Here is a 17,181-nt window from a genome sequence, read left to right as displayed (position 1 = left end):
AACGACCCACGGTCGCGTTCGGGCGTCGGAAAACACGCGTGCGAAACGACCCACGGTCACCTTCCGGCGTCGGAAAACACGCGTGCGAAACGACCCACGGTCGCGTTCGGGCGTTACGTACCCTCCCCCCACATGTTGGTTTTGTGTTTGTCACCGCGGTGAATGACGCGATCAGAACTTCAGCGCCGCCGCCGGCTGAATGGCGTCGCGGTGGCAGGCTGTGATCTGCGCCATCAAATCTTCGACGGCCTGATCGTCGCGCGAAAAATCGATGTCCGAGGTGTCGATCTGGATCATCGGCGCGTCGTCATAATGCGCAAAGAAGTTGTGGTAGAGCCGGCGCAGGCGGTCGATGTACTCCGGATCCATATTCTTCTCGTAGGAGCGCCCGCGCTGGTTGATGCGCCCCATCAGCACATCAAGCGGTGCGTGCAGGTGCACCACCACATCGGGCCTGGGCACCTGGGTGGAGAGGATCGAGTACATGCGATCGTAGAGCGTGAGCTCATGATCGCTAAGCGTAAGGCTGGCGAAGAGCCGGCATTTTACAAAGAGGTAGTCGCTGACCGAGAGCGGGCTGAAGAGATCGCTCTGGGCGAACTCCTCCTGCTGGCGGTAGCGGCTTAAGAGAAAGAACATCTCGGTCTGAAAGGCGTAGCGATCCTTATCTTCGTAGAACTTCGCCAGGAAGGGGTTCTCCTCGAAGATCTCCAGGACGGTGCGCGCGTTGAAGCGAGCGGCCAGCCGGTTGACCAGCGTGGTCTTCCCAACCCCGATCGGGCCTTCAACGACAATGTAGCGGGGTGATTCGGAGACGGCGGCTGGCATCATGATTCGACGTCCGATGGCGTGCGGTTTTTTAAGGGCGGCTCACGGCCGGCAACCTAGCGCGGCCACCTTCAGACGGTCAACACCGGGGCTGCCAAAGTGCTCGCCAGACGGTCGTCTCGTGCCAAAGGTGGCGTCGTTAAAGGCGATCGCCGGGGTTGATCGGAGCGCGATGTGGCAAACCTGTGGGGAGGTGTATCGGAGTGGGGGGATCGGGCCTCACTCCCCATCCAACAACCTGCGCCGGTGATCCACGAGCTTATAATACCGCTCCAGACCCCGCTCCTCCTGCAGCAACCACTCGCCGAGGTTATCCATACCGCTTGTGATGTCCTCGCGCGTCAGCTCGCCCTGGTCGTGGGGGGTGTCGCTGAAGTAGCGCAGCACCAGGTCGCCGATGGCCACCCAGCTGGCGCGGTACTCCTCGCCCTGGACCGCACCGCGCCCCATGATGCGCACGCCCTCGCCATCGGGGTCGAGCTCGCCGGCGCGCGCCATAAACTCACCAAGGAGCGTGCCGGTGGGCAGCCCGGCGTGTTCGCCCTGCACATCGTAGCGGCGGTCCGGGTCGAGGCTCTGCATGGCAAAGCGTGCGACCGGGGCGAGCTCTTCGAGGTCGAAGGCTTGCACCAGGAGGGCGTAGACCATCATGGCGCTCTGGTCGGCGCGGCGCGTGTTGTCGCCCAGGTAGCTGAGCGCGGCGCTGATGGTGGCGCGACCGTCGGGGTCATCGTGCAGGGCGGCGATGAGCTCTACCGCCGCAAAGAACCAGCGGGAGGTGAACATCTCCATCAAGGCGTCGGGGACGTCGTCGGTGAGCCAGCCCTCAAACTCGCCACGATCTTCCATCTCGCGGGCGCGCTGGGCGGTGTAGTCGAGCACGTGTGAGGAGAGCGCGATGACGCCCGGGTTGTTGAACTGATAGCCCCCCTGCCCGTCGGGCTGCGCGCGCAAGACCACGTCGAGGAAGCCCTCGGCGAAGTCGGCCAGGTGCGCTTTGACCTCTTCATTGTCTTCGGCGCGGCGGACCATCTCGGCCAGGCGATCGACGATGATGTCAACGCGGCTAACCTCATCGAGCGTGCGACCGTCGGCCAGCTCCAGGGTCGTCTCACCGGCGCGGGTCGTGTAGCCGTCGTCGGCGCGCAGCCAGGCGTAGATCAGCTGGCGCAGGCGCTCATCGACGTTGACGCCTTCATCATCGCGCACGTTGGCCGTGGAGAGCGCCAGCGCGCGAAGCCCCGAGAAGACGTGGCCGCGCTCAAAGATCGCGTCGAGCGCCGGCTCCAGGCTCACGAGGTTGGCGCCCTTCATGGGGCTGCGGTTGCCGGCGCGGTCGTAATAAAGATCGACGCGGCCGGAGTAATGGTCGTGAATCACCTCGAAGATGCGCGTGAGGAGCTCTTCGCGGTTGTGGCGACTAAACGCCTTTGCCAGCGGGTAGAGCACGTCGATAAGTCCGCTGGCCTCGGCCGCGTAGAGGCCGTCGGCGTGGTGGTTCGCCATCACGTAGCCATCTTTGCAGGTGGGGCTTGTGACTTCGAGCACATACCCGTTGTTCTCGTCCTCAAAGCGCAGGCGCGGCTGATTAAAGAGGCGCGTGATCTGCGCGGGGGTCGGGCGCGGGTCGAGGCGCGCGCCGAAAAGTTCACTGGCCACGCTGAGCATGCTGCCCACCGTGTCATCATCCACCGCTCCCGGCACAAGCTCATTGAGGATCTCCAGCAGCTCGCCAATGTCGCTGTTGGTAAATTCGTCGCTGATATAGTCGGTGAGCAGAAGATCGCCGGCGACTGCCTTCACAAAGGCCTCCGCCGCGCCGGGAAGCTCCACCATCGGGGGCATGTCGATCACGTCGACCCCGGGCACCACAACCTCCTCGATGTTCATGACGTAAGGCGTGCCCGCGGTGTCCCGCAGCAGGTGGAAGGTGCGCTGGAACATGCTGCGGTTTTCGGGCGACTCCGGCTGGGAGTAGTCCATCTGCTCGCGGAAGATCTCATCGGAGGGGCAGGCGCGGATGCACTCAAAACGCGCCACCGTGCCGATCTGCAAATCGGCGTCGCATTGCTCAAAGCAAGCGTTGTAGGGGCCGTCTTCGGCGGGCACCGCCTGCATGTTTTTATGGCGAAGAAGCGTGAGCATCGCCTCACCGCTGCGCTCCATGATGGGCTCGCGAAGCGCGATGAAGACGTCTTCCCAGAGCTCGGGATCGGCGGCGATCTCGCGCAGGATCGGCAAAAGATCGTGGACCAGCGTGGAGTTATCGCCCAGGTCGGCCGATGGCGCGTCTTCGATCGCCTCAATGGCGTCGCTGATCGCAAAGGAGAAGTGCGCCAGCCCGCCGGTCGACTGCTGCACAAAGCGCGAAGTCAGCTCCATAACCTCCGGTAGCTCGGTGATGGAGAGGCCGCTGATGACGGCATCGACCACATCGACCATCGGATGTTCTGGCGAGTAGGAGGGATAAGGCCCGCGGGCGTCCTGGCCGACGACCGCCGGTCCCAGCAGCGAGCGGGCTGCGGCCGCGCCATGGTAGACAGCGTCTTCGGCGGCGAGCCCGGCGCCGAGGTTTACCAGGAAGGGAAGTGAGGTCTCGCTTAAGTCGACGTATTCAAAGACAAAGTCGTTCTGCGCAAACTGAAGCCGCCCGAAAAGATCGCGCATCATCAGGGGGTGCGGGGAAGGATCGTCGCTCAAGGGTTTGATGGCCAGGGCGGGACCCTCGGTCATCTCAAAGCGGCCCTGAGCGTCGACATCGGCCAGGCCGTCGTCGTCGCTGTCGATAAAGGGCGCGGGCATGCTGCCGTCGGGGCGAAGTCGAACTTTCGGAAAGCCCCGATCATCAAAAAGCGCGACCAGGGCAAGTCGGCTCGATTCCCCGTTGAGGTAGCGCGGATCGCCCTTGAGCAGCATGTCGCGCAGCATCACCGAGACGCGATCGGTCGCGATCTCCGGCGGCTCGTTCTCCAGGCCCTCGGCCAACGCGCGCAAAAGGTTGCTGCCGGCGGCGGGCTGGCTGATGTCGGGGTTACCCTGGTCGTCGAAGCCGTCCTGCTCAGCCAGCACGCGCCCCATATGGCCCATCAACGCGGTGCTCTGATCAAAAAGGGAGAGCTCGTAAAAGAAGCGCCCCTGGTGACGCGGCGAGAGGTAGTCAGTGGGGCCAACCTCGGGTTGGTTGAGGATGAAGTCGAGGAGTTCTTCGTCGTTGGCGGCATCTTCCATGATCAGGGGCAGCCGCCGGGTGAGCGCCGGGAAGTAGCCCTGCTCAATGGCCGGAAGGATGGCCTGGAGGAAGTTATCGAGCTCGGGCTCAGTGCCCGCAGGCACAGCGCGGTCGACGGCGCCGACGAACTCATCGCGGCGCGCCTCCAGAAGTGCGCTGCGCTCCTCGGGCTGCACCGCGCCGCGGCGCGTATCTTTGAGCCAGATGGCGTGAAGCTCCTCGCCGAGGGTGCCGCGCTCGGGGACGCTCCGCTCCAGGTTGTACTCCTGAACACATCCGGCGCTGACCACCACCGCCAGCATCAGCACCACCGATGCGGTGCGCCCTGCTCTTGTACCACTCGCCATCATGCTTTTTATCCCGGGCAATCATAACGACGCCGAAGCGCCCGTATCTCGATTTGAGGTGCATCCTGGCGGCGTCCGGATTGTATTCTGGACCACGCCGGTTGCTTGCATCGCGCGCGCCCGCCCCATGCGCTGACTTTCCACGATGCCTTCGCCATGAGCGCACGCGCACATCAGGTCTGCTCACAACACCTTCAGGTATAACAAAGTTTGACGTCGCGCGGAAAGCCAGCCGGCGAAAGATGGGTTAGAGTGGTCGCGACGCGCTGCGTCGCATGTTGACCGCCCGAAACGGCCTTTGTTACCCTCCGCGCATCCACGTTTTGGCGCCAGAGCGCGTCTGACACAGCGCACGCGCAACCACCCAAACGCAGGTCATACATTATGTTCACCCCTCGGGGATCGCGTCTTGTCCCGACGCTCGCCAGCCTCGCCGCCATCGTCAGCCTGACCGCCTGTGAAGAGGCCGTGACCATTGGTCCGGCCAACCAGGCCCAGACCGTCGGCGGGGTCACCTTTGAGCCCGGGCAGTACAGCGCGCGCTATCTGGAACTCGACGACCAGGGAAGCACCATTGAGTACCCGCGACCGGTGCTCACCATCCCGGTGACGATCACCAACGCCGGCGAAGATAACGTCGTCTACAGCCCCAGCCACGCCAGCCAGCAGATGACCGAGGGCTCCACGCCCCTGCTCTACCCGGCGCCGCCGGCGGAGACGCCGCTGGCGGAGTTCTCCAAGGCGCCGATCAGCGGAGTTTACCTCGATCGAGGTAGCCTCCCCGGTCAGGTCACCACGACCACCACGCTGGCGCCCGGGGAGTCGGTAAGCGACATCTTCCTCTTTGAGCTGCCGGATGCGTCGGTGCGCGACCTGGTGTTGAGCCTTCCGCCCTCGATGCACCGCGCCAAAAATCCGGTGCTCTTCGCGCTCACCTATGAGCCCTCTACGCCCGAAGGCCCCACGGTTTATGAGGTCGGTCAGAGCATCGACTTCGAGGGTGTGAGCTTTGAGGTGACGGCGGTTGAACAGAGCTACATCAAGCTCAAAGACAACAACGATAAAGAGGGCTACAGCGCCGAGCCGGTGCTGCGCGTGGACTACAAGCTGACCAACCAGGGCGAGGAAGCGGTGAGCTTTGAGCCGGGCCACCGCGACCTCTCGGGTCGTCAGGGCGCGCGGCTGCAGAGCGCGGTGGCGAGCCTCAATCGGGTGCGCCTGCCCTCGAACACCACCGCGGAGGGGCAGCTGGAGCGCGACACCGAGATCGCCGCCGGCGCTTCGGTGACGGACTTCGCGCTCTTTGAGCGTCCCGATGAGGCGGGCAGCTTGACCTTTGAGTTTCCGGCCGATCATTTCGCACGTAGCGGCAAGGTGCGCGTCTCCATCCCCTTTGAGCCCGCCGAGGTCGCGGTGCCCGAAGAGATGAAGAAGGCCGAGAAGTAAGTCTCTAAAAAGCGGCGTGTGGCGCCGAGGAAAAGGTGTGAGTAACAAAAAACGAGGCAAATCCGGGCTGGGCCCCCTGGCCGACCAGCTCAAGAAGCTGGATCTGGACTTAAAGCCCGGCCGGAGCTCGGGGGCCTCGAAAGACCGCACACCGAAGCCTTCGGAGAAGTCGGCCTCCAAAGCGCCTGAAGCGCCGCCCGAGCCCGAGCAAGAGCCGCTGAGCGACGAAGAGCTCTTTGAGATGGCGGTCGAAAAGCTCGATCCCTCGCGCATCTTCCAGGGGAAGTATCAGGGGCAGGCGTCTGCCGAACTTCCTCCCGACCCCCTCGCCAGCTCCGCCCCGTCGCGCTCAGAGCGAGCGCCGCAAAACGAAGATCCTGATCCTCAAGCCGAAGAAGAGGCTCGCCAGCATGTCTTTGAGGCTCGCGACGCCGCCCTCTTTATGCGCGCGGTCGCCGGCGCCAAACCGCTGGAGCGCGATGAGCGCGTGCGTCCGCAGCACGGCAAAAACCGCGAGCTGCGCCGGGCCAACGATCCCGACGAGGAGCCCGAACATAATAACGGGCTCATCACCCCCTCGCTCCCCCGCGACGATGAGGGTTTGAGCCACATTCCGCCTTTGACGCGCAGCCAGCGCGCGCTGATCAAACGCTACCAGCAGGTCGCCATCGGCCAGCGCACAGGGCAAATCAACCTGCGCGGCGACACCCTGGAAGACGCCCTTCGCCAGCTGGAGCTCTACCTGCACCAGTGGTGGAAGAGCGACGATCCGCGCTATGTGCGCGTGATCCACGGCCGCGGCCTGCGCTCCGAAGATGGCCCGGTGCTCAAACCGGCGGTGCTCGAGTGGCTCGAAGGCCCCGGGCTGCGCTACGTGCGCGGTTACGCCCCGGAGCGCACCCCCGAGGGCGACTACGGAAGCCTCATCGTCGAGCTCATCGAGGCGCCCGAGAAGCGGAAAAAACGCAGCTCGCGCGGGGGCAAACGATCCAAAAAACGACGCTGAATGCCGCGCTGAGCGAATGATTGCGCCGGGCTGCGGGTTGCAATTTTGTGCCGCGGTGACCACATTGTCAGCGGCTGATTTTGGTGCCGCCTGGCGCCCCCTCAATGAACCTTATTACGAGAGCAATGCTATGGGTTTTATCCCCTACGTCGTCGAGCAGACCCACCGCGGTGAGCGCGGCTGGGACATCTACAGTCGCCTGCTCAAAGACCGCATCGTCTTTCTGGGCACCCCGGTCACCGACGACGTGGCCAACGCCATCGTCGCCCAGCTCCTCTTCCTGGAGAGCGATGATCCCGACAAGGACATCAGCCTCTACATCAACTCCCCCGGGGGCAGCGTCACCGCCGGGCTCTCCATCTACGATACGATGCGTTATATCCGCCCGCGCGTCTCGACAATCTGCATGGGGCAGGCCGCCTCGATGGGCGCGCTGCTTCTGACCGCCGGCGAAAAAGGCATGCGCTACGCGCTGCCGAACTCCCGCATCCTGATTCACCAGCCCCTGATGCGCGGCGGCATCGGCGGCCAGGCCACCGACATTGAGATCCAGGCCCGTGAGATCCTGCGCCTTCGCGAGCGCCTCAATGAGATCCTCGTCGAGCAGACCGGCCAGTCGATGGAGCGCATCCAGAAAGACACCGACCGCGACTACTACATGAGCGCCCACGAGGCGCTGGAGTACGGCTTGATCGACAAGGTCGTCGAGCCCCGCTCCCTCGGTGATGCGGAAGCTGGCGAGAAGAAGTAAAAACGCCGAGACGCACATCAATGAAACACACCGACGCCGGGCGTCGCGACCCTTTTAAGGTTCGCGATGCCCGGCGTCGTTTTTTTTAATCGTGCTTTAGGCGCAGGATGCGGGGGGCCGGACGTGTTCAGCGCTGGCTGAGCACCTGAAGGATCGTCTCCACCGAGTCTTTGATGGGCGCGGCGCTCTCCCCGGGCGGTCCCACACAGGAGGGGCAGCCCGCCTCACAGGGGCAGCTGCGCACGAGATCGCGGGCCATGCTCATAAAGGTCTCGTGCTCATCAAAGAGCCCCTCGCCAAGCCCCACCCCGCCCGGGTAGCGGTCGTAGAGGTAGATATGGGGCTCGTAGAGCGAGGGCGCGATCTGGCCGGCCTCAAAGTCCTGCTCCTCTCCCGAGGCGTCGCGCACGGTCAGCCCGCCAAAGCCCTGAGACCACCACTGGTCGTTGGCCACCGAGCCGATGCAGAGCTCCAGATCGCGCCAGTCGCACATCATCTTGAGGCTGGCCGTGGTCTTGAGCACCTCGCCAACCCCCTCGACAAGACGCACCCACTGATCGGCCATCAGGCTTGAGGGCACGCGGTCTTTGAAGTCCTCGGCTTTGAGCTGCAGCCAGTACGCCATGGTGTGCAGGTCGAGCTCCGGGAGGTTGAGCTCGCCATAACCGATGTTCTCGCCAGTGCCGAACTTGATCTTCTTAAAGCCCACAAAACGCTGGGTGACCCGAACCTCTCCAAAGCCGATGGAGGTTCGCGGCGCGTCGCGCTCTTTAAACACGTCGAGCACATGCGTGGCCGCATAATGCATGGCGGTGGTGTAGTAGCCGTCGTCGCTGCGCTCGACGTAGGCGCGGCGCTCGTCGTAGTCGAGGCGCACCACCCGGTAGGGCTCCCCCGAGATCTGGTAGACGGCGTTGGGGTAAAGCGTCAGGTGCGCGCTCTCAAAGTCGACCTCGGCCAGCACGTTGCGCTCCCGCGAGCCGGTGTCGATGACCACGAAGTTCTCAGACGCTGTGCTGCGCAGGCTGACCTGGTTGGCCGGATAGGTGCGCGAGGTCCATGTCCAGCGCTCTCCGCTTCGCTGCACCACGCCCATGGCGCGGGCCATAAAATCGAGCGCCTCCTCGGTGTCGGCCGGGCTTAAGCCCCCGTAGGCTTCGCCGGCGCGCCACTCCAACTCGTAGCAGGCGCATTTAAGGTGCTCGACGGCGATGAGCAGGTTCTGCGGATCGACCCGGGCCGCCTCCGGCGACTGCCCGAAGAAGTAATCGGGGTTCTGAATGATGAACTGGTCGATGGGGTTGTCGCCGGCGATCACGATCGCCACAGAGACGCCGCCGCTGCGCCCGGCGCGGCCGATCTGCTGCCAGGTCGAGGCGATGGTGCCCGGGTAGCCGGCCAGAACACAGACATCGAGGCTACCGATATCCACACCCAGCTCAAGCGCATTGGTGGTGACCACGCCGCGGACATGCCCCTCACGCAGCCCGCTCTCAATGGAGCGTCGCAGCCCGGGCAGATACCCGCCCCGGTAACTCGCCACGCGGTCGGCCAGCCCCGGACGGTCGCGGTCGGCGGCCAGTCGACGTTTGAGTCTGTTGACCATCACCTCCACCGATTGGCGGCTGCGTGCAAAGACGATGGTGGGGCAGTCGCGCTTTAAGGTCTTTGTCGCAATGCGCGAGGCCAGGCGCAACGGGCTCTGTCGGCGCATCTTGTCGGCGTCGACGATCGGCGGGTTCAAAAAACACACGTAGCGCTCGGCCTGGGGCGCTCCGCTCTCGTCGATAAGCTCAACCTCCCCGCCCACAAGCTCTTTGGCGAGCTCCCGGGGGTTGGCGATGGTGGCGCTGGTGGCCAGAAAGATCGGATCGGTGCCGTAATGGCGACAGATTCGGCGAAGTCGCCAGAGCACGTTGGCCACATGGCTGCCGAAGACCCCGCGGTAGGTGTGCAGCTCGTCGACCACGATGTATTTGAGGCCCTTAAAAAAGCGCGCCCATTTGTCGTGATGCGGCAAGATCGCCGCGTGCAACATATCAGGGTTGGTCAGCACCAGGCGACCGTTCCGGCGCACTCGCCGCCGCACATCGGGGTCGGTGTCGCCATCGTAGACCTGCCCCTCCCACATCGGATCGCGGCCCGGGGCGAGTTTGAGGAGCTGGTTGAGTTCGGCACTCTGATCCTGGCTTAAGGCCTTGGTCGGAAAGAGGTAGAGCGCGCTGTGGCCCTTATAGAGGCTGTCGATGACGGGCAGGTTGTAGCAGAGACTTTTACCGCTGGCCGTGGGCGTGACCACCACCGTGTGGCGACCTCCGAGCGCAGCCTCCACCGCGCGGGCCTGGTGGCTGTAGAGGCTCTGAAAGCCGCGCGCGCGAAGAAGTTGTCCCACCCGAGGGTCGAGCCCCTCGGGGAGCGCGGCGTACTGGGCCTGGCGAGCGGGGAGATGTTTGATCGCCGTAAAATGCTTGCCCACGTCGCGGCCAGTGCGCCAGTCGGCCAGAAGCTGACGAAGCTCCGATTGCCCCTGCTGACTGCGGATGACGTCGCGATCGCGGGTGCTCACGGGGTGGCCTTTTTCTTTTTGGGTCGAAACGCCACGACAACCTCCGGATCGGTCTCAATGATCGGGCCGTCCATCAGCTCGATGCAGTAAGGGATGGCCTCAAAGAGTTCATCGAGGATCTCGGCGATGGAGCGCGGGCTGCCGGGCAGGTTGATGATGAGCGAGCGGCCGCGAAGCGCGCCCACCTGACGCGAGAGGATGGCCGTGGGCACATACTTGAGGCTTATCTGGCGCATGCGCTCGCCAAAGCCGGGCATCTCCCGGTCGGCCACATCCAGGGTAGCCTCCGGGGTCACGTCGCGCACAGCCGGCCCGGTGCCGCCGGTGGTCAGCACCAGCTGGCAGCCGACCTCATCGCAGAGCTCGACAATCGCCTGGCCGATCTGCTCGCGCTCATCGGGCACCAGGCGCGTGTGCGCTTCAAATGGGGAGGTCAACGCGCGCGTGAGCCAGGCCTCAATGGCCGGACCGCTGATGTCTTCATAATCGCCGCGGCTGGCGCGGTCGCTTACCGTCACCACACCGACTTTCAAACTGTCGCTCACATCGCCTCCCACACTGGTCGCAGGAGCGGTAGCCCCCGGGTTCACACGCGCCATTTCTTACAGGACGAAATACTGTGCACCTGAGCAGCATGTCAACTCGCCCCCCTCAATTTAAGTGGCGATGGCGATCAGGCGATCTTGAGCGCCGCCTTCAGCTCCTTGACGAGCTTGAAGTAGCGGTCGCGTGAGAACTTCTGGTTGAGGATGTGAAACTCTTTTTTCACCAGCCCCACGCACCCGAAGCAGAAGACGCAGTCGGTGCAGTCTTCGCTCAAGATCAGGTAGGAGCTGTTGGCGCAGCGCTTCGAGCGCACGCAATAGCTCGACTGGTGGCAGTGCTCGCACTCGGTGCACTGGGTGCAGTAGGTGCAGTCTGTGCAGTCGCGACAGTAGGTGCAGAAGGAGCAGTCGGTGCTGCCGGTGGTAAACATGCAATGGTGGCAGCGCACGCTGTCATCGGAGTGGTAGGAGGCCTCGCCAGCGGTGGTAGCGCGGTAGTTGCGTACGAGCTCACTCAACGCCTTCTCAAAGCCACGCTGATCTAGAGGGATGTCGCTCATCATCATCTCGCGTTTTCGACGCCCGGGCGATCGCTCCCTCCCCGATGCGATCACCAAAAGGACGCTGGTGAAGGGATGAAGCCTGTGCCGAGCGTTGTAAAAGATCGTCTTCCGCAGGTTTTTTGCAGGGCGCTCATACCACAGTCAAAGACTCGATTCCCGCAGAAAATAGCGACTTCTCGTGACCCACGGTCACTTCGATGCGGAAATCTTAATCCAGTCTTGGTGGAAAATTACAAAAAAGACTTGACCGCCCCCCTCACCGGAGATATCTTCCGGATTGTGTCGGGCGCGATCCTTCAACGTGATCCCCCCCTCACGGAAGGATCCAGCTCCTTCTTTAAGTGAGCACGCTCGGCACCCCGGTCAGCCCGCTTCCCCCCCCAGGCGGGCTGGCCACTTTTTCGAGCTTCGCTTCTCCCCCCCAGGCGAAGCTCATCGCCCCCAGGCAACCCCTGGGGGCTTTTTTTTGTCCAGACAATAGTCGCCACTCTCCCTTTTGAGGTTTTCCATCCACCCCCGATGCACCGTGTCGGCGACGAGTGTTTTGACGGCCGCGAGAGCTGAATGAAAAAGCCCCCGTACAGCCGAAGCTGTGCGGGGGCTTTTTTGCAACCTCACTTACGCGCCCGTCTGGGCGCGCCGGTGATTAAAACTCAGTCGCAGGCGAGGTTGGCCGTGCCGGGGGTGCCGAATTTCAACTCGGCTTCGCCGTTGGTATTGATGTGAACGACGTACTCATCACCCTCGGCGCCCGGCGTAAAGCACCACACGTCACTGGAGTAGCTTCCAGCAGGGTTCGGGGTCACCAGGCTATCGGTGTCCTTCTGGAAGGAGCGACCCAGCTGGGGGCCGGGGGTAGTGAGTTCATCAAGCACCTCACCAGCACAGGACACGGAGTAGACCATTGGATTGTTGTTGAGAATAAACCCGCTGAGTACTTGAGCTACATGTTCGCTGAGCGCGGCACCAGCGTCTTCACTTGAAGCGAAGAGTGCGTAACTACCGGCTGGCACGCTGACACCCTCTTCGATAGTAAAGTCACCGGCACCACTTCCATCAGTTTTTACTTTACTCACGACGCATCCGCCGAGGTCGAAATTTTCGGTGCCCGGATTATAGAGTTCAATGTACTCACCCGGGTCGCCGTTTCCGCCCGTGAAGCGCGCCATCACTTCGCTGATCACAAGCTCCAGAGCCACAAAACCGGTGAAGGTGGCGCTGGCGTCGGCGGCGATCGTCGCACCGAAGATGTCGGTGAGGCTGTCGTCGAGTTCCACGGTGTACTCGGCGGCCGAGGTCTGCTCCTCGGTGGTCAGGATGACTTTGGGGCCATCGACGACGGCACCGGTGACGGTGAGGCCGTCGATGGTGAACTGCGAGCCGTCGCCCAGGATCGGGCCGAGCGCGCGGGTGAGTACGAGTTCGACCTGCGTGGCGCTGGTGGAAGTCGCGCTGACCACGGTGAGTTCGGGGCAGGCGCTCACGTCAAGCTCGGTGGCGTCGTAGACCATAAACTGCGGGGTCTCTTCAAAGCGCCACAGCGGGGTCATGCTCAGATCAACTTCGCAGCCCTGCTCAAGGCCGAAGGCCTGGCGAAGTTCAGTCGCCATGCGGAGCTGAGCGCCCTCGGCGAGTCCTTCGGTGGCCACCGGGTAGGCCTGATGGCCGGGACCGGCGAAGGTCAGAAGGTCGCCGCTGATCGTCATCGAGGCGCTGACGATGCGGTGGGTGTAGCTGTTGAGCGAGCTGACGAGATCGGTGGCGGCGCTCAGGTCGGTGACCAGCGCGTCGCGATTGCCGTTGGAGGCATCGACGGTCAGCGATTCAAACCCATCGACCCAGGTCGCGCCGCCGTTGGAGACGACCGAGGTGGCCAGGAAGCTGACCACATCGTTGACCGCAACGGGCATCGTCTCGCCCTCGGCCACGGCGACAAAGAGCGCGGGGCCTTCGGGACGGCTCTGCACGAAGAAGCCGGCAGCGTCGACGCCCACCAGCGGACGCACGTAGGTGACGGTGGCGCCTTCGATGAGCTTGCCATCATCGCCCGGACCGTTGAGCAGCAGGTCGGCGATGGCGGCGCTGGCGTCAGGTGCTTCGCCGCAGCTCGGGTTGGCCGCGCCGGGGGTACCCAGGTCGGCACCGTTGTAGGCGGCGGTCGCGGCGCACCAGTAGTCGCCGGAGTCGTCGGTGGCGCCGTTGAAGGCCGGGTCACGGCTCAAGCTGGCACCGGCCACCGAGGGGTAGCTCTCACCGGCGTCGTAGGCGACCTCGGTGATGGTCGTGCCGTCGCAATCCAGCGAGACCGAGCCCTCGCCCTCAGCGAGCACGAGGCCTTCGAGGATGAAGTCAGCGTCGAAGCCAGCGTTGGCGCTGGCGGCAAGGGTGAGGTAGCCGCCCGACTCCACGGTAAGCGACTCACCGATAACCACTGCTTCATCAAGCGAGGAGCTTCCGAGCGCGCAGCCCTCAAGCTCAAGCTCGGCGTCGCTGGTATTGAGCAGCTCCACCCACTGGCCTTCAAAGGCAGCAACCTCGGTGGGCTGCTTCATGAGCTCGGTGATCACCAGGTCGCCGGCGGTCGGGGTCGCGACCGGATCGGGATCCACGTCGGTGTCGGGATCGGGATCGACATCGACGTCCTCTTCCACATCGGGGTCGGGATCGGTGTCGAGCTCAGCATCGGGCCCCACATCTTCGCCCGCGTCGGGCAGGGGAGTGGGAGAGGGATCATCGGTATCACCACACGCCGCTGCTCCCGCAGCAAGTGAGAGTGCAGCGAGCATCGCCAAAGTTTTGCGTCTCAACATCATCTCAGACTCCTTATGAACCGTTGCTGTCGACCTGCTTCCCAATCGTGCGTCGGATATGCGCCGCCCCGGGGCAGCCGCAGGCGCCTTATCGGCGATCACCGCCGAGGATGCAACCTCTGGCTTCCGGAGCGCGGACTAAGGGCCCTGCGCGCCCCCTCTATAGTGACCCACGGTCACCTAATCAAGTGACCGTGGGTCACATTAACGTGTTGAAAACACGTACCTTTCCCACGTTTTACGACATCTCCCCACATCCCCATCTCCTGCATCGTCCGGCAAAAAAATAACCCCACCGCGGCCCGCGGCGAGGTTATTTTCTCAACGTGTAGTGGCGTGAGGAGCTCGCGGACGCGCTTACTCTTCTTCGCCCCCGTCACCGTCATCATCATCGCCGAGCACGATCTCGACCGGCGGGCGGTGCGAGCGAATGAGGTGCCCGCGCTGAATGATGAGTTTGCCCTTATTGCCGCGCGATGTGGGCGCGTACTGAGCCTTGGTAGCCCGAATGATCTCACGGGCGCCGCGGTTGGTCTCCACCTCCAGGCCGTCCAGGCGCTCGCGGCAGAGCGTAAAGTCGAGCACCGCGTCTTTGCCCTCCAGGGCGATGGCGCGCACGCCCTTGGCCGGCCCCTTCACGTGCGAGATCTCGCGAACCTGGAACATCAGCCCGCGGCCATCGCGGCTGGCCAACGCCACCAGCTCCGAGCCGTCGCAGTTCTCGACGTTGACGACCTCATCGCCCTTGTCCAGGCGCATAAAGAGTCGACCTTTGACGGTAGAAGGATCGGTGTAGCTCTCAAGCGAGAAGCGCAATGACTGCCCGCTGCGACTGATCGCCACCATCTGGACATCTCCCTCATCGCTCTCCTCGTCGCCGACGAGTGAAGGCTGGTCGGGAGCCATCGTACGCAGCATGCGCTTATCACTTGTGACCACGCCGACGACGCGCTCGCCATCATCAAAATCGAAGCTCGCCTGTACCGGATCGCCGTAACCGGAGGTCGCCGGCACATCGTCGATGCGCATGGTGTAACCGCGGCCCATGTTGGTGAAGAAGATCACCGTGTCGCGGGTGCTCCCCGGCAGCACCCAGCCCATCTGATCACCCTCGCGGACGCGAATGGTGGAGAGGTCGGTGTAGGACTTCTGACGCTTGATACGACCCTCACGCGAGACCATCACCCAGCACTGCTCGGCGATGATGTAGGCCTCTTCGGAGTATTCAAGCTCTTTGACAGGCGCGTCGACCAGGGTACGGCGCACATCGCCGTAGGCCCCGCGGATGGCTACCAGCTCGCCACGAACCACCTTCCAGCGCTTACCCTCATCGTCGAGCAGGCCCTGCAGTTTGGCGGCCTGGGCGCGCTTCTCGGCAAGCTCGGCGCGGATAAGCTCGATCTCCAGCTTGGCCAGACGGTAGAGCTTGGTCTCGAGAATGGCTTCGGTCTGCTCGGCGTCGATGCCGAAATGGGCCATCAACTTCTGGGCGGCGTCCGCCTTTCCTTCGGAAGCGCGAATCAGGCGGATGGCCTCATCGAGATCGCCGAAGATCGTCTCAAAGCCCTCCAGGATGTGAATGCGACGCAGGAGTTGTTCAAGCTCAAAGCGGATGCGCCGGGTCACGACCTCCATGCGGAAGTCCAGGAAGTAGCGCAGCATCATCTTCAGGTCGACCCGGGCCGGCTGTGCCACATCGGGGTTCTCCGAGGGCACAAGGCAGGTCAGGTTTACGTGAAAACGATCCTCGAGCGGGGTGTGCTTAAAGAGGTACGCCATGGCCACGTCGGCATCGGCGCCGCGTTTGAGTTCCATGACCACCCGCACATCGTTGGTGGACTCGTCACGAACATCGACCACCTGCGGGAGCTTTTCCTGAATGATATGCTCGGCGATCTTCTCGATGAGTGTCGCCTTGTTGACGTAATACGGGATCGAGGTGACGACGATGTAGCGGCGCTGCCCGTCGCGCTCGATCTCCCACTGGGCGCGGGTGATCAGCGTGCCGCTGCCGTTGTGGTAGATCTCGCGCAGCTCCTCCTCATCGTTGAGGAGCACCCCGCCGGTGGGAAAATCCGGGCCTTTGACAATGGCCCCGACCATCTCGTCGATGGAGATCTCGGGGCGATCGATCATGGCGATGAGCGCGTCGACCACCTCCCCCAGGTTATGCGGCGGGATGTTTGTAGCCATGCCTACGGCAATGCCCGTGGCACCGTTGATGAGCAGGTTGGGCACCTGGGCCGGGAGCACCACCGGCTCCTGGACGGTGCCGTCGTAGTTGGGGCGAAAGGCCACCGTCTGCTTCTTGATCTCGTCGAGCAGCTCCGAGGCCAGCGGCATCATGCGCGCCTCGGTATAACGCATCGCCGCGGCGCTATCGCCGTCGACCGAACCGAAGTTGCCGTGACCATCGACCAGCGGGTAGCGCAGCGAGAAGTCCTGCGCCATACGCACCATCGCGTCATAGATCGACTGGTCGCCGTGGGGGTGGTACTTCCCCATGACCTCACCGACGATGGCCGCGCTCTTGCGGTATTTGGCGTCGTGGGTCAGGCGCAGGTTGGCGTACATCGCGTAGAGAATACGTCGCTGCACCGGCTTTAAGCCGTCGCGCACATCGGGGAGCGCGCGGCTGGTGATCACGCTCATCGCGTAGTTCAGGTAGCGCTCTTGCGCTGTTTTATGCAGCGCCACATCGGTAGGCTGGGTCGGCATCGTATCTCGTCTCGCCAGGGGGCCCAAAAGGGCCTCATCCCCTTGTAATACCACGACTTCCACGGATTCGGGCGCATCGGCCCGGGGCGCGAGTGTTATCATCGCGAGGGCATGCTGACAACCGCAGGGCCGGCGAACACTCAAACCCCACCGACGGTCATACAACCACCGACCCACGGTCACCCGCACGATGACCGTGGGTCACCTACACAACGACCGACGGTCGCTCAAAAGCCACAAACTACGCGGTGATCAAGACGTTCACCCGTGAACACGTTCATCACAAACGTGCCAACCCCCTCTGTCAGGATAGTTGTCGCCTCAACCAAACGTGAACTTCGTGGGGCGATATAAGGGTTGTACGATGGGATA

Annotated in this window: 10 protein-coding genes; 3 read left to right on the top strand and 7 right to left on the bottom strand. The window is 63.4% G+C overall.

What is annotated here, in order from left to right; translation table 11 throughout:
• Positions 1-171 precede the first annotated feature (171 nt).
• Positions 172-831, bottom strand: coding sequence for a deoxynucleoside kinase (locus FRC98_RS14060; protein WP_230467619.1), 660 nt, complete (start codon positions 829-831; stop codon positions 172-174).
• A gap of 216 nt (positions 832-1,047) precedes the next feature.
• Positions 1,048-4,407: a hypothetical protein gene (locus FRC98_RS14055; protein ID WP_146982075.1), complete on the bottom strand. Its 3,360-nt coding sequence runs from the start codon at positions 4,405-4,407 to the stop codon at positions 1,048-1,050.
• 381 nt (positions 4,408-4,788) lie between these two features.
• On the opposite strand from FRC98_RS14055, the gene FRC98_RS14050 reads away from it, so the two are divergent.
• From FRC98_RS14050 to clpP, 3 genes are all read left to right on the top strand, one after another.
• Positions 4,789-5,850, top strand: a complete 1,062-nt coding sequence (locus FRC98_RS14050) for a DUF4352 domain-containing protein (protein WP_146982074.1) — start codon at positions 4,789-4,791, stop codon at positions 5,848-5,850.
• A 37-nt stretch (positions 5,851-5,887) separates the two neighbouring features.
• Positions 5,888-6,856, top strand: a complete 969-nt coding sequence (locus FRC98_RS14045; protein WP_146982073.1) for a Smr/MutS family protein — start codon at positions 5,888-5,890, stop codon at positions 6,854-6,856.
• A gap of 130 nt (positions 6,857-6,986) precedes the next feature.
• Positions 6,987-7,607 (top strand): ATP-dependent Clp endopeptidase proteolytic subunit ClpP, encoded by a 621-nt coding sequence (gene clpP, locus FRC98_RS14040; protein WP_146982072.1) that lies wholly within the window; start codon positions 6,987-6,989, stop codon positions 7,605-7,607.
• 127 nt (positions 7,608-7,734) lie between these two features.
• Here clpP and FRC98_RS14035 read toward each other — a convergent pair whose 3' ends face one another.
• The 5 genes from FRC98_RS14035 to FRC98_RS14010 all read right to left on the bottom strand — a co-directional run bounded on the left by FRC98_RS14035 (position 7,735) and on the right by FRC98_RS14010 (position 16,809).
• Positions 7,735-10,173, bottom strand: a complete 2,439-nt coding sequence (locus tag FRC98_RS14035; protein WP_146982071.1) for a DEAD/DEAH box helicase — start codon at positions 10,171-10,173, stop codon at positions 7,735-7,737.
• A complete protein-coding gene (mog, locus tag FRC98_RS14030) occupies positions 10,170-10,718 on the bottom strand; it encodes a molybdopterin adenylyltransferase (protein ID WP_230467618.1) in 549 nt (182 codons plus the stop codon). Before mog ends, FRC98_RS14035 begins: the two co-directional genes overlap by 4 nt.
• A gap of 128 nt (positions 10,719-10,846) precedes the next feature.
• Entirely contained in the window at positions 10,847-11,278 is a 432-nt protein-coding gene (locus FRC98_RS21595; RefSeq protein ID WP_230467617.1) for a hypothetical protein, read from the bottom strand.
• A gap of 656 nt (positions 11,279-11,934) precedes the next feature.
• Positions 11,935-14,094 carry a lamin tail domain-containing protein gene (locus tag FRC98_RS14015; RefSeq protein ID WP_146982067.1) on the bottom strand — a complete coding sequence of 720 codons (2,160 nt, stop codon included), beginning with the start codon at positions 14,092-14,094 and terminating at the stop codon, positions 11,935-11,937.
• Between the two features lie 354 nt (positions 14,095-14,448).
• Complete coding sequence (locus tag FRC98_RS14010) at positions 14,449-16,809, bottom strand: DNA gyrase/topoisomerase IV subunit A (RefSeq protein WP_146982066.1); 2,361 nt, start codon at positions 16,807-16,809, stop codon at positions 14,449-14,451.
• Between the last annotated feature and the right edge of the window lie 372 nt (positions 16,810-17,181).

It is taken from the genome of Lujinxingia vulgaris, from assembly GCF_007997015.1.
Classification (GTDB): Bacteria; Myxococcota_A; Bradymonadia; order Bradymonadales; family Bradymonadaceae; genus Lujinxingia; species Lujinxingia vulgaris.
The sequence above is the reverse complement of the archived record's forward strand: the minus strand, read 5'-3'. Positions and strand labels throughout refer to the sequence as shown.

Bases quoted from the DNA above. Each gene is read 5' to 3' on its own strand.
- FRC98_RS14060 (WP_230467619.1), bottom strand. From the start codon at position 831: ATGATGCCAGCCGCCGTCTCCGAATCACCCCGCTACATTGTCGTTGAA.
- FRC98_RS14055 (WP_146982075.1), bottom strand. From the start codon at position 4,407: ATGATGGCGAGTGGTACAAGAGCAGGGCGCACCGCATCGGTGGTGCTG.
- FRC98_RS14050 (WP_146982074.1), top strand. From the start codon at position 4,789: ATGTTCACCCCTCGGGGATCGCGTCTTGTCCCGACGCTCGCCAGCCTC.
- clpP (WP_146982072.1), top strand. From the start codon at position 6,987: ATGGGTTTTATCCCCTACGTCGTCGAGCAGACCCACCGCGGTGAGCGC.
- FRC98_RS21595 (WP_230467617.1), bottom strand. From the start codon at position 11,278: ATGAGCGACATCCCTCTAGATCAGCGTGGCTTTGAGAAGGCGTTGAGT.
- FRC98_RS14015 (WP_146982067.1), bottom strand. From the start codon at position 14,094: ATGATGTTGAGACGCAAAACTTTGGCGATGCTCGCTGCACTCTCACTT.
- FRC98_RS14010 (WP_146982066.1), bottom strand. From the start codon at position 16,809: ATGCCGACCCAGCCTACCGATGTGGCGCTGCATAAAACAGCGCAAGAG.